This is a genomic window from Enterococcus sp. E5-162, assembly GCF_035725965.1.
Classification (GTDB): Bacteria; Bacillota; Bacilli; order Lactobacillales; family Enterococcaceae; genus Enterococcus_B; species Enterococcus_B lactis.
Genome location: NZ_JAPRFV010000001.1, coordinates 1 through 12,967, shown reverse-complemented (window position 1 = coordinate 12,967; position 12,967 = coordinate 1). Strand labels below are relative to the sequence as shown.

The 12,967-nt window shown below is 33.1% G+C and carries 19 protein-coding genes; 3 read left to right on the top strand and 16 right to left on the bottom strand.

The window, feature by feature from the left end:
- Positions 1–4: 4 nt before the first annotated feature.
- The 13 genes from OZZ83_RS00095 to OZZ83_RS00035 all read right to left on the bottom strand — a co-directional run bounded on the left by OZZ83_RS00095 (position 5) and on the right by OZZ83_RS00035 (position 8,042).
- Positions 5–562 carry a hypothetical protein gene (locus tag OZZ83_RS00095; RefSeq protein ID WP_002345183.1) on the bottom strand — a complete coding sequence of 186 codons (558 nt, stop codon included), beginning with the start codon at positions 560–562 and terminating at the stop codon, positions 5–7.
- A gap of 5 nt (positions 563–567) precedes the next feature.
- Positions 568–933, bottom strand: coding sequence for a hypothetical protein (locus OZZ83_RS00090; protein WP_278023327.1), 366 nt, complete (start codon positions 931–933; stop codon positions 568–570).
- Positions 934–1,060: 127 nt separating this feature from the next.
- Positions 1,061–1,624 (bottom strand): hypothetical protein, encoded by a 564-nt coding sequence (locus OZZ83_RS00085; protein WP_325065990.1) that lies wholly within the window; start codon positions 1,622–1,624, stop codon positions 1,061–1,063.
- Between the two features lie 105 nt (positions 1,625–1,729).
- Positions 1,730–2,335, bottom strand: coding sequence for a Phi-29-like late activator (locus tag OZZ83_RS00080; RefSeq protein ID WP_278023329.1), 606 nt, complete (start codon positions 2,333–2,335; stop codon positions 1,730–1,732).
- A gap of 17 nt (positions 2,336–2,352) precedes the next feature.
- Positions 2,353–3,636 carry an XRE family transcriptional regulator gene (locus OZZ83_RS00075; protein WP_174127359.1) on the bottom strand — a complete coding sequence of 428 codons (1,284 nt, stop codon included), beginning with the start codon at positions 3,634–3,636 and terminating at the stop codon, positions 2,353–2,355.
- A 367-nt stretch (positions 3,637–4,003) separates the two neighbouring features.
- Positions 4,004–4,228: a hypothetical protein gene (locus tag OZZ83_RS00070; protein WP_252706683.1), complete on the bottom strand. Its 225-nt coding sequence runs from the start codon at positions 4,226–4,228 to the stop codon at positions 4,004–4,006.
- Entirely contained in the window at positions 4,221–4,643 is a 423-nt protein-coding gene (locus OZZ83_RS00065) for a hypothetical protein (RefSeq protein WP_252706684.1), read from the bottom strand. Before OZZ83_RS00065 ends, OZZ83_RS00070 begins: the two co-directional genes overlap by 8 nt.
- 19 nt (positions 4,644–4,662) lie before the next feature.
- Positions 4,663–6,174 (bottom strand): FtsK/SpoIIIE domain-containing protein, encoded by a 1,512-nt coding sequence (locus OZZ83_RS00060; RefSeq protein WP_278023330.1) that lies wholly within the window; start codon positions 6,172–6,174, stop codon positions 4,663–4,665.
- 26 nt (positions 6,175–6,200) lie between these two features.
- Positions 6,201–6,572, bottom strand: coding sequence for a HepT-like ribonuclease domain-containing protein (locus OZZ83_RS00055; protein ID WP_278023331.1), 372 nt, complete (start codon positions 6,570–6,572; stop codon positions 6,201–6,203).
- Positions 6,553–6,888, bottom strand: coding sequence for a nucleotidyltransferase family protein (locus OZZ83_RS00050; protein ID WP_278023332.1), 336 nt, complete (start codon positions 6,886–6,888; stop codon positions 6,553–6,555). Before OZZ83_RS00050 ends, OZZ83_RS00055 begins: the two co-directional genes overlap by 20 nt.
- 259 nt (positions 6,889–7,147) lie before the next feature.
- Positions 7,148–7,300 (bottom strand): DUF6906 family protein, encoded by a 153-nt coding sequence (locus tag OZZ83_RS00045; RefSeq protein WP_278023333.1) that lies wholly within the window; start codon positions 7,298–7,300, stop codon positions 7,148–7,150.
- An 18-nt stretch (positions 7,301–7,318) separates the two neighbouring features.
- Complete coding sequence (locus tag OZZ83_RS00040; RefSeq protein ID WP_065773017.1) at positions 7,319–7,714, bottom strand: DUF961 family protein; 396 nt, start codon at positions 7,712–7,714, stop codon at positions 7,319–7,321.
- 1 nt (position 7,715) lies between these two features.
- A complete protein-coding gene (locus tag OZZ83_RS00035; protein ID WP_065773016.1) occupies positions 7,716–8,042 on the bottom strand; it encodes a hypothetical protein in 327 nt (108 codons plus the stop codon).
- A 72-nt stretch (positions 8,043–8,114) separates the two neighbouring features.
- Here OZZ83_RS00035 and OZZ83_RS00030 point away from each other — a divergent pair, with 72 nt between their 5' ends.
- Positions 8,115–8,666: a hypothetical protein gene (locus tag OZZ83_RS00030; RefSeq protein ID WP_016624689.1), complete on the top strand. Its 552-nt coding sequence runs from the start codon at positions 8,115–8,117 to the stop codon at positions 8,664–8,666.
- A 171-nt stretch (positions 8,667–8,837) separates the two neighbouring features.
- Here OZZ83_RS00030 and OZZ83_RS00025 read toward each other — a convergent pair whose 3' ends face one another.
- On the bottom strand, positions 8,838–9,062 hold the full coding sequence (locus OZZ83_RS00025; RefSeq protein WP_278023334.1) for a hypothetical protein: 225 nt from the start codon (positions 9,060–9,062) through the stop codon (positions 8,838–8,840).
- Between the two features lie 119 nt (positions 9,063–9,181).
- Complete coding sequence (locus OZZ83_RS00020) at positions 9,182–9,502, bottom strand: hypothetical protein (protein WP_278023335.1); 321 nt, start codon at positions 9,500–9,502, stop codon at positions 9,182–9,184.
- A gap of 1,006 nt (positions 9,503–10,508) precedes the next feature.
- Between OZZ83_RS00020 and OZZ83_RS00015 the strand changes: the two genes are divergently transcribed.
- Together OZZ83_RS00015 and OZZ83_RS00010 are read left to right on the top strand one after the other, a co-directional pair.
- On the top strand, positions 10,509–10,868 hold the full coding sequence (locus tag OZZ83_RS00015; RefSeq protein ID WP_278023336.1) for a helix-turn-helix domain-containing protein: 360 nt from the start codon (positions 10,509–10,511) through the stop codon (positions 10,866–10,868).
- Between the two features lie 195 nt (positions 10,869–11,063).
- Positions 11,064–11,693 carry an ImmA/IrrE family metallo-endopeptidase gene (locus OZZ83_RS00010; RefSeq protein WP_325065989.1) on the top strand — a complete coding sequence of 210 codons (630 nt, stop codon included), beginning with the start codon at positions 11,064–11,066 and terminating at the stop codon, positions 11,691–11,693.
- A 32-nt stretch (positions 11,694–11,725) separates the two neighbouring features.
- On the opposite strand, the gene OZZ83_RS00005 is transcribed toward OZZ83_RS00010, so the two are convergent.
- Positions 11,726–12,484, bottom strand: coding sequence for a restriction endonuclease (locus OZZ83_RS00005; protein WP_278023337.1), 759 nt, complete (start codon positions 12,482–12,484; stop codon positions 11,726–11,728).
- Between the last annotated feature and the right edge of the window lie 483 nt (positions 12,485–12,967).

The following is a 12,967-nucleotide window of genomic DNA, read 5'->3' as shown; positions in this document are numbered from 1 at the left end:
TCTCTCACCTCTTTTCTGTTTTTCTTAATGATTGGATCAATGAGTCTTCTAAAAATTCTTTTTTCAACTTTTTGTACGCTAGCTGCTGAATGTGTTTGTTGACTGAAATACGATCCTGTTCGTAACCAGGAAGATATTCATCTTGCATCTCAAAGTATTTCTCTGCCCGATTACGTTCATATTTTTCGACAAAAAAAAGATCCTGTTCTTCAAAAACAAGACCTGTCAGCAGCTTTTCAATTTTCAGTAATTCAATATATTTATGAATGAAATTATCAACGGAAAGAATTTCTTCTGGCTGAAATAATTCTAACCGATGTACTCCAAATTCGGTAATTTTCCTCTGCAGAAAAGCATAATCAGGCTCTCTACGATTTTGATCATAAAAGATATAAAAAGAAGTTTCTGCTTTACGCATTTCTGCTCTTAATAATGCTTTTATTTTTTCTGCATCAAAATCTACAAAAGATAATTCACTTAACACATGACGAATCATTTCTTCGTAACGATCCATATATTCGCCAAATTTGATTGGTTCTCCAAGTTGTTCAAAGTTCATCATTATCGTTACTCATCAATAGTTAAACACCATCCATACTCTTCCCACACTTCTCGCAAAAGCTCTTCATATCGAAGTTCTCTAATTTGATGAAATCTTTTCACCATAATCTGACGGCTATCTCGTAAAGTCATTAAACCATGTATTATTGCTGCATCATCTTCATGGAAACTAATTTTCTTCGCTTCCCAAAAGTCTTTTAATTGTGAATAAAATAAGCAATAATGCTTTTCGTAAACCGTTGGAAGATCGATATGCTTACTAGTAAGTCCTTTTTTACTTAAGTCATTCCAAAACTTGTCTTCGTGTTCAGACATTTCCAACTCAAAAATCTCATCAGCCATCAAACTAATTCTTTCTCGTACGTCTCGCATTTTCTCACTCCTGTTCTATTTTATATTTTCATTTATCCTGAAAAAACTTTTTTAACTTATTAATAGCTATTCAAATAAACACCGAAAAAAGCAAGAACTAACATTCTCACTCTGATAAAGATTATTCTCATTGTTCGTTCTCTCTTTTGTTTTTTGAATTAAAAAGAGAATTAGTTCTTTCAATAAAAACTACTAAAAAAGAGATACCCAAAACTGTTTGAAAAATATCTAATAAATAATAGGGTAAGGCTAAAAATATGATTAAACAAGAAAATCCTAGACTATAGACAGTAACTTTAAAATTTGAAAATCTAAACTCAATTTCCTGATCAGTAACCTTATTTTTCCATATCTGCCAAATATAATAACAACCATGAAAAAAAGTTAAAGAGAATAAATTTAACATGATCAACATGGCACCTAATAACATAGTCATACTACCAATTATTTGATATATTTTTGCATGTTCAAAATTTAAATCACTTTGCTGAGGAAAATGGAAATTTAAAATAATCAAAACTGTATTTCCCAGTAATACTAAAAAAGCAATTGAAGTCACTGGGGATAAAAATCTCCAGATCCAAACATCATCCGGCTTTAACTTTATCTTAACTTTCATGATTACTGCTACTAAATTAATTAAACTGATACAAAAGCAAAAAATCAACCAAGACCAAACCTCACTACTCATCCCATCATCTCCAATAAAATTTATTATTACTGTCATTTTATCAGAGAATATTAATCATTTTTCACTATGTTTTTATTTAATTATAAATATATGATTCGTTATTTTTCAGACTATTTCATTGTCTTTTATTTCCCATTCAAACCATTCTGCAAAATCTTGTTTGAATCCATCTACTCTATGCTTATTCTGTAAATATGCTTCTTTCTCATTTGTCGGATCTAGATATGTCGGTTTATCTTCTGGACGAGCGTATACCCCAATCCAAGTGACATAATCTCCTTCAAAGTAACCATCCACGATATAGCCCATTTTATTCAAAATAGTGATTACTTTCTGTTTCAACCCTTCACTGTTTGGCGGTGTATAATATTTATACTGCTCTACAAAATTTTTAAAATCTTCAACGACCAGATGAAATTTCTTTCTTAGTTTCATATAGTCAGACCAGACAATTGTATCCCGCCAATTATCTTCTTGTTTCCCTAGAAAAGTTAAAGAGTTGATTCGTTTTATTTCATTGTTGCATGCATCTATTTCAGAAGCTCTTTTCTCAATTATTTTTTTCAAGTATGGCAGGGTCAATTCTTGCGATTCATCTAACGCCTTCACTTTGTTCATTGTGTTTAATAAACGAGTAATGACCTTTTCCAATGTTTCTTTCGTCCTAAAACTTTCCCATGTGATTCTTTCAATAAATTTGTGTTCTACCACCTATCTTACCTCCTTTTTTAGAGCTGATATTCTTCTTCCAAGTCAAATTCTTGTTTCATGTAGTTACGAACTTTGCTTTGTGTTTCATTGGTAAATAATAAGTCTTTTGCACTCACACATACCTGTTCAATCATTTCTTCGTGTTTTTCTTTCAATTCAGCAAAATCGATCCGTTCCATCAATTCATTGGTTCCTAAACGAAGATCAATCAGTTTGAGCATTTTTAGCGAAGGCGCAAGATAATTGGAGACCCAGCGCAACGTTTTATCGACGGATGGTTTTTCTCCCTGGACGGACAATTTCAGACCTTCCATTTTGTCTATTACGTCATACCAGGATTTACAGTAAACTTGCATCCCATCTTCTATTTCAAAGACTGTTAATGATTGATTGACTATTTCCTTGACCAACCAATCCAATGTTTCACCACTGGATAAAAAATATTCGACAAATAAAAAAGCTTTCTCATCAGAAAGCCGAATTTCATATCGATTTTTGATTTCATATTTTCTCCGTGCTTCTTCTACGGAAAGACTTTCTTTTCGTGCTAGTTCAAAATCTTTTTGATAGAAGTTGAAGTATAGCGGAGATTGTCGACTGCCAAAATATAGAGACAAGCCTTTATTGACCATTTGTCCTTTTTCATACGAAAAGCCACCACTAAAATCAAAATTTTTGAATCTGGTATGGACCAATCCTTGCTCCATTTTTTCTTTCAGACTGTAAAGATCAAAATTTTCTTTTCCTTCAACAATCAATTCATCCAAAGCAATATCGATCCGAGTGATTTTTGTATCCACGATAAGATTTTTACCAAAGATATCATCCTCATAGAGCGAACGGAAAAACTCCGTCCAGCTTCGGTCATTATCCTCTTCAAAAATTTCTTCCAACTGACGACAACCTTCACCAGACAGATCCAACATGATTCCCATATTTATATCTTCTGGATTTCGAAATAATCGAATAGCTCCATAAGAAAAGGTTTCTGTATAATGATAAAATCCACGAGACTCATGTGTGAACCAAGCTTGATCCATATGCAGCAGCTTTTCGATAATCGTTTGAACATCTAATGTTTTGAATCGAATTCTTAAAAAATCGATCTTGGCTTCTACTGTAGCTTTTCCACCATCTAAATGGAGAACATCAATGATTTTTGCCTCTAACTCTTTGGAAATGAGACGTTTGCCAGATTCGATTTTAGAGATCAAACTACGTTCGATTTCTAGTTTAACTGCTAATTCTTTTTGTTTTAAACCTAATTCTTTTCTAAATCTCTTTAAATCAACACCTCTCACTGTTTTAAACCCTACTTCCAAAAATGTGACAAGATTCCTTAAAAAATGTGACAAAAATCAAAACGCGCAATCCCTTGTGGGACAAGGCTTGAACGTGACTCTTTATAGTGGTAATTGAAATTCTACCCCCATGTTATAAAAGGGGGGTGAATGTGTGTGGCGGGACAAGCCCGCCACACACAAACCTTGCAGTACTTGGGATATTTGTTACTACTTACGGCTACAAAGAATAGAGGGCGAGCGCTCAGGCGCTGCCCTCTATTCTTTGACCGAAGGACGCAACAATCCCTGGCGACTGCTCGTTTAACTAAACTTTTTGACATTTGTTAATGTCCTATTCATATCCATCCACCTATTTATCGTTCAATTAATAACCAAATAAAATAGCCCCAAGCAACCAAACAATTGTAAAAACGATCCAGCTGATACTTCCCACATAGAAGATTTTATTTTCATCTTCAAACGATTTTGGTGTAATTCTATCCAAAATCGTTTTTTGTATTTGAAATAATTTTTTTATAAAAAAGACATGCAAAACAACCCATATAAAGAACGCAATGATCGGCACTAATCTTATTATTTCTTCAATCATTTAAGATTTTATCCTCCAATTTCAGCAACCTTTCTTGAAACTCTGTATTTTCTTGTAAAAGATTTTTGGTCAACATGATTAGTTCTTTCATATCTCTTTTATTCTCTTCGTATTCCAATTTTGAAAGTAAAATCTCTTCCCGTTTCTTCTTCTCACTTTCAGACATAAATACTTTTTTCATAGCTTCTTCTAAAGGGATGTTTTTTTCTCTCAATAAAATGAGCTGCTGAAAATCTTCTAGATCAGTTTCTGTAAATACTTTGTAGCTATACACATTTCCAGCAGTATTTTTGGCAGAATCTCGTTTAAACTTTCGATCAGTTACCTTTTCAATTTTGTTTGCCCAATTTTTCAATGTTTTTATTGAAATGGCAGCATTCAATTTCGAATGAATATCCTCAAATGAATAATACATTCCTCACCTCCCAACCAAGTTAAGCAGCATATTTATCACTCAGCTTATTTAGTAGATTTTTCTTAGAATCTAATTCTTCATCAATTTCAGCTAGTGCTTCTTTGTCTACGTGTTTTTCTAATTTAGTTGAAACTTCTTGTTTGATTGCTGAAGAGACATTCTCAAAACCTAATTCATTATTTATTTTGATAAATTCGTTGATAAAATCAAAAGACATAGGTACTTGTGGACTATAGAATTCCCGAGCGATTTCACCGCCTCTTGCCAGGTACCCACGTCCATAAACTTTTTGTCCGAGAATCTTTTCAACATACTTGAATTTTTTGTTTTTGTTCTCTTCACCAAAAATCATCAACGTACCAACTTCTGAGATTCTTCCTACTGACAGACGGAACATGAACTGATCACGTAAAGCCGTTTTTATAAATTCACCATCTGGTCGCTGCATAGCTACAATAAAGTAAATTCCACATTGGCGTGCTTTAAGGATTAACTGAGTCAAGTAATCATCGACTTCACCTTCCGTTTTATAATCAGAACCGATTTCTGCTTTGAATGCAGCAAATTCATCAATAATGACAAATTTTGGACGCAAACCATAATAGGCATAATTTTTACCCATTTTGTACTTTTCATGAGCATTCATCATGGAGAAACGAGACTCCATTAAATCTACCGTGTTTTTCAAGCAATTAGTAATATCGACTTTTCCTGTATGAACCTTACCAGCGAATAACGGTATTTTCCCTAATGCCATCAGGTCACTATTTTTAGGATCGCAGATTTCAATCTCTCCCACTCGGCAAAGGGCATAAATCAAGGAAAGGATGGTAAATGTTTTTCCTCCTCCAGTACCTCCGCCGAGTAACATATGTGGATCTTTATCAAAGTGCCAATATAGACCTTTCATCAATTGGACTTTTCCTTCATCTGCTTGCATTTCCGTAATAGAAATCCGTTTGGCATAGACATCGGATGCTAGTTCATAAGTCACAAAGCCTTTTTCATCTACCTTGCCAATATTATCAGCATGAAAGGTTGTCTCTAAAAAGCCGCCGATTGTTTCAAACTTCTCCTGGAATTTATTTCCACCTGTCTCAAAAGTGATAAAGAAACTGTGTTTCTTAGCTTTATAATAAATTTTTGGTAGCTTGATTTTTTCCTTTGTCCTACCATTAGAAGTCTTGACCTGTTTTTTCGTGTAATAGCCATTATCAATCACCATTCTTGTCAGAACTTGTCGCTGCTCTACTCTTGAAAAGTAGCCACCATTCATAATGGACAAATGGATACAAAAGATAATGAACATAATTGCCAAAATAGACAACACTAAGAAAATCACACTAGGAACAATATATTTCTGCCAATCAGTATTCTTATCTTCAACAAACGGATACACCCACTTATAGCCAATAAAGTAGCTTAATCCAGCAAAAAAAGGTAAAAAAAATAACGCTCTATACAGCGCCAATAAATTTCTTGTGTAATAACGAATCCGCCGTCCACGGTATCGAATGATTTTCTTGAACATTTCCACCTACCTACGATTACTAAATTTTAAAAATTTTCTTTTTGCAACATTTGGATCTCTTGTCGGCAAAATTCAGTATAAATAGGAATAAGCATCGTAGCAAAATCCCAAACGGTCCTGATATTGATATTACTATAGGCATGAGCAAACAGATTACGAATATATCTGAGCCTACGCCAATCCACCTGAGTACTATTCTTTTCCTTGAATTCTTCAGACAGATTATTAGCTAGTTCTCCTACCTGCATTACCGACATGCTGATAGCATGAAAAAACACCCGATCGTGAGCAAAAACTTCATAGTCTTTACCAAAACGATTGAGTGCTGATTGTACATCTTCACAATAGACAAGCGTACTTTTCAAGGTACGCAAATCTTTATTTTTTCTGTCTCTCAAATACTTTTACTCTCTCCTTCATCATTTTTTCAAAAAATTCCTTATTGTGATCAAATTGGAGCGGTTCATCAAAAGCTTCCATTTCTACTAAATCAATCTCATGATCTACAGCTTCTTTTAATTCATCAAAAAAATCGCTATATACTGACCAACGATATTTTTCTGGCAATCCTGTTGTACCAACCAGAAAATCAATATCACTTTCGTTAGTAGCTTCATCTCTCGCATACGAACCAAAAATATATACTACAGGAATTTCATATTTTTCAGCGACTGGTTTTACTCGTTCTTTGATTTCATCTACCGTTAAAACCATTTTGCCACCCCTTCCTAGTATATTCTAAAGACATTATATGCTAATCAAAAAGGACAAGCAATTTTACTCCATTACTTTTATGGAATATTCCTCGAAATATACACTTTTTACAAAATACAAAGTAAGGTAAAGACGATTGAAGTAATCAAAACTTTGCCACATTTTGTATACATGAAGCTTCTTTTTGTAAAACCTCCTATACTTATGTTCTATAGATCTTATTTTTTCAATCAAACACATTCAACTAAGTGAAGCTCCTTCAATAGGAAATCTCTCTCAATTTCCCATTTTCTCGATGAAGAAAAATGACACCTATATGAGAGCGTCTTTCGACTAACCAATTCCTAGGATTTAATCGACGACTTTTCAATAATTCCTTTTCCTTCTTCGTTGGTCGTTTACCTTGTTTCATCCATCAATTATCCTTTCTTTATTTATCCTTTACAGGTTGCGCTGGAGAAACAGTTTTAGCAGCACCTGCTTTCCTGATACCTGCAGCTCTAATCTTGAAAGCTTGCTCAGACTGGACAGAATTGTTGTAGCCTTCATACGTACTGAGCCAAGCTAATGCAGTAACTTCTCCCGTCAGTTCAATCTCATCATCATATTCTATCCCCTTGATTTCGTAGTCTGGAGCAATAGCGATTTCTATTTGGTCATTCAACTTTTCGGAATAAACAGTTACACGTTGTTCACGCACAATATCAGTTACTCGATTCTCCGTATCTCTTTCAAAGATTTGATTCACTTCAAGAAAATTCATCGTGCCAAAAGTTCCTTTGATATCAAAATTTTGAATCGTGTTATTTTCAAATGTTAGTCCCATATTATTTACCTTCCTTCACTACTTCTAACCGCTTTGCATAAACTACAAGATCCAGTGAGCGACTATTTCCAATGTTATTCCGTTTAGCAATTACACGGGCAACTGGTTCAGTTATACTTACTTCTTGTCTTCCTATAAACGACTGTGAATTTCTCAAATTTGGAACAAAGATTTCAAAATCACGCTGTTCTGCACTTGAAGCAATGAAAATACGCCCACGAACTTGATTACCATCCACGTACATATCACGCTCTGCAGAAAACACTGCCTTGATTTTCTTCCCTAATTGTTTCTCAGTTAATGCGATTTCTTGAATACGGTTTGCCAAATGTCTTACCTTCTTTCCTTTTCTTTTTGTTATAATTAATTAAAATTCAAACTAGCATAGAGGTGCCATATTATGGATATTAATGTCTTAAGTTTCATTTTTGGAACATTCAATGTATTTTGGGGAATCTACAATTCTAAGAAGATGCACTCACTCTCAATTGTTCAAAGCTTCTCTTCTAACCTAATAGAAAAAATTTTTATTCCCTTTTACAAAAATATTGAGTGTAATCTATTTGTAAATGTCACATCAGATAATAGAAAAGAAATTATTCGAAACTTATCTGAGTTGTACAATACATTAAATAATGAAAATTTATTGTTCTATATTTCTGATTCCTTGCTGATACCTTTAGAAAAGCTAACACAGCAAAACAGAAAACCTTTAACTTCAAAAGAAATCAATAAAATATATCAGGACTTTTCTAAAAATTATTATATTGAGTTAAACCGAACAAGAAAAACTGTAGGGCTTAAACCTCGAACTCCAAACTTTAGAGTCCATCACAAATTATATCGATTTAAAATTCAGAATTTCTTAGTTGCATATGCGGAATATATTTTTGTTATAGCATATTTGGTTATACAATTATTCCTTATATTTTATTCTTTATTTAAGAAGTAGGTACATCATCGTCAATTCAAGCGAAAATAATACAAAGCAAAAAAAATAAACATCTCGCTCATTTTCTTTGATTCCATAAATTACTCCACAAAAAGAAACAATTAATGCAGCAATCATAATATAATAGTCACTCAAAAATTATCAACTCCTCTTTATTATTTAAGTAGGGATTTATTCAATAATATATTTTTCAATCGCTTCTTTAATCGTCTTTGCGGGAAACGAATTAATCCCGTTTTCGTCTTCTTCTCCTGAAAAATACGGAGTTATTTTACTTTGATCAGTTACTAAAATATCAAAAGCTTGTTTACTTTCTAGATGATAAAAACAAAAAATAGTGTCAAGAGGTCGTTCGTCCAACGTCCATCCTTCAATCTCAATCTGTTCATTTCTCATCTTTCTTATTACCTTCTTCAATGTTCTTTTCGTATCTGAAGAAAAAAATATTCTGCCACATTCAAAATCTGATAGTAGAACTGCCATATCGATTTATCCCTCATTTCTTAGATTCTCTGTCAACGCCACAAATCCCCATTGTTCATCCATTTCGTGATAAATTCATTGACTGGCCTTCTAAATGACATCTCCGCTCGATCAAACTCTCTTCGAACTGCTTGATGATCCATTTCTTTTTCCGAGAATTTATCATTGAGTCTGCTCAATCTTTTTTCCATTAATTGCCCTACTTGAAGTTTTACCAGGTGAATTTCATCTGATTGTTTTTCTTTATTGATACCAGCTTTATAAATGGCTTGATCCACTCGGTTAAAGAATTCTTGTTCTAGCTGAATCCAAAAATCTTCCATTTCTTGAATGGACGTAAATAATTTCGACATTTTTTGTCCTCCTGTTTAAATAAAAAAAGCACAACCAGAATTTTCTAGCTGTGCTCATAGTTTAAAATGTTGGTTACATTCTTTTTTATCCGTACGCAAATTACAATAATTATACGATTCTTTTTTTCATGGTAGTAGAATGTGCAGCTTCTGCTAATGATTGGCTAAAAGTTCGCTTATGCTATGAAATAGCCACTCATCCATTCGTTTCATAGAATCATCTTCAACGGCTAACGATCAACTCGTATCACGGCACGTTAGATAGATCTACCACATACGGTGTACAACACTCCTCCTTTTGCTAAGCTTCCGTATACCTTCTCATTTGATATACTTCAGCAACCACTTCCAACCTGTCCTCGCGACATTGTTATAGGAAGTGATCTGATCGTTCAAAAATAGACACCCTTCAATCACCAAGCGGAAATCACTCCAATGTTTTCAATGCCCTACCACAACATGTAGTCAAAACGGAAAACCTAGTCCTTGATAAAAGTTAGAAACCTTCTACTTCAATTGATCGTTAGCATGGCTCTACTTAAAGATTCCATTGCCACCTTGTGCGCCATTCAGCGGCTGGCACACACCACCTCAACAAGACTTATAACCGTAAAGGAAAATATCCTTCTTGTATTATTCCGTCAAATCGCTTAAAATAAAATTGTCTAGGTTTTATCTTAAGTGTTTGCGGAACAGAAATTTATTTTCTTCTCGTGAACGCTTTTTTGTTTATTAAATTACAAAGTATTTAATGAATTATTCTCAATCACTATAATCAAAGATATTGACACAAAATTGATTATAATTCATAATGTAAACACACATACACAACACACAAAAACTAACTACATCAGTCTTGCCAGACCTTTTACGTGTTGCTTAGTCTTTTTGTATGCCGTAAATAACTTGCTTACAAATACACTACAATTGATTATAATTCATAAGTCAAACTTTTTTTGCGTTTTAATCAATTATTTTTTTATTTGATAGCCGAAAGGTTGGTATCATGTTATTAGACAAAGTTAAAGAGCTTGCCAGAGAAAAAAATATAACTATAGCTGAATTAGAAAGAAAATTAGATTTTAGTCAAGGAAGTATATCCAGATGGGTAAAACAATCCCCTTCTAGCGAACGATTACAGAAAGTTGCTGATTACTTCGAAGTATCTACAGATTATTTGTTAGGCAGAACAGAGGATCGTACTATTCAGCCAATTGATAATCATACTGGCGATAGCATTCTCTCTCACTTTAGATTGAATACTGCTGACATGGACAGTGAATCTATTGAAGAGATAGAGGAAGAAATAAATGAGTATATGGATTTTTTGATTCAAAGAGCCAAAGCCAAAAAAGAGAAGAAGTAAATTTAATTTTAATTAAATAATCTTTTTAATTCTTAAAATACTTTGATTGAAAAAGCTTTAAAATGTTGATCTTATAAGCTTTATCTCACCTATCAGAAGTAAATTTCAACATTCGTTTCTAAGTTAAATTTATACTACTTATCATAAAAGATAGACTAATAAATAAATGCAAAAAACATTTTGGAGATTATTACATTGACTTTCACTTATGAAGAACTTTATTTCGAAGCATCCGAACTTGCAAACGAACTCTCTTATGAAGTTAGCAACTACTTTTCGAAAAAGATCGAACACGTAAAATGTTATGACATTGAGCGTTATGTTCAAGAAGTCGAAAATGTTGATTTCATAGATTATGAATTCAAAAATAACTTAAGTAAGTTAATGTTAGGCTCAATTAATAAAATCCAGGATGAAATTATTATTACTACTAACAAAAATTTAATGCTCGAACGTAAAAACTTTACAAAAATGCATGAGGTTATTCACTTCTATAGGGACGTTCCCTATCTTAGTGAGTCTCATGCATTTTTTGATTCTATTATAGAAGGTGAATATAAAACTAAGGATCTCCCACGAGTATATAGAGCAGATGTTGGTGCCAGCATTCTCATGTCGAATGATCAAGCTCTTCCTTACGCATTAAAAAAGTTCAGAAATTTTGACGAAGTAGCAAATTACTTTTTCATGAGTAAAGCAGCACTACGAAAAAGAATCCTCCAGTACTTGGAATTTACTGGAGGATATACATCTGATGAAGCGTATAGGTTATTTAAAAAATATTACTACAGGAATGAACTAGAAATACTTCGATATTTAGAGTAGAACTTGGTACTTTAAGTTAAAGTGGTTTCATTTTAATACTTCTTGATACTTTCTGTGTGACCAAAATAGCGTGAACAAGCATTAAAATACTGTCCAGTTTCCCCGTTCTTGCGCGGAATCATAATTCCTTCATTACATTTAGGACATGGTTTTATATCTTTAGGTAAAGAGTTCAATAATTGACATTTCAGCATTGTCTCTGGAATCAACTGATTTAACAGTTTTAAAAGTTCATACCTGCCATACCACTCGATTTTATGTGCTTTTTCATTTTCTGCTATTTGTTTATATGCATGAGTATTAAAAAAAGACGAAGTGATAAACATCTTTTTAGTCCAGTTTTTATCAGATATTCCTGCAAAATTTTTTACATCATTATCAGTGATCAATCGTTCATTACTTGTGCTATTTAAACGCTTTGATTTTGCTTGAACCGCTATACGCTCATTTTCCTTAGTTAAAATCAAATCCACGCCACCATCGCCAGTATAGACACGCTTATCCTTCATATATCTTTTCTTGGTTATTTCAACTTCATACCCAGCCAACCGAAACACCGCGGCTAAAAATCTCTCAAAATGATCCCCTTGTCTCACTCGATCTCGAATACTACTTCCAAAATCCCTGTCCATATCGCTTACGAAATCTACGACAATTTTTTCATCACTGTTTAGCGCCAGTGACGCTTTTTCCAAGCCCATTTTTACTTCAGAAATAATTTCTTGAACCTCTGTTTCATTTTCTGACTGCCCCGATTTTCTATTTAACTTCTGTAAAAATTTTAGAACCAATTTATTGTCTCCCTTCACAAAGTTATATATCACTTTTTATTGTAAATTAATAACAAGAGTATTAATTTGTTTGACCATAAAAAAATGATTTTTTATGAAAGGAAGATTGAACTTTCGAACAATATAAAAAAGATATTCAAGCGAATTTTCCAGTATTTTTATTGCGAGTTATTAAGTACCATCTAAAATTTAGACACCATAGGATAAGTGTTTTTGCTTTTGTCTAATAATAAATTTCGTGATTCATAAAATATTATTCTAACTTGTTTTTATATATTTTGTATATCTCTTCATATTTTTTTGTAAAGAGTCCCGTATCCTTTTTCAAATACAAGATATTTATTTTATCTTTACTTTGGAATGGCAACAGTTTTTTTGACAAATTTTATAAGGTGCAGAACTTCTTTCCGTATGCTATTCCGATTGTCCTTGACAATGAGCCTCCTCGGATGTGACGATCTTCGGCAGGAGCTAACAGTTAAA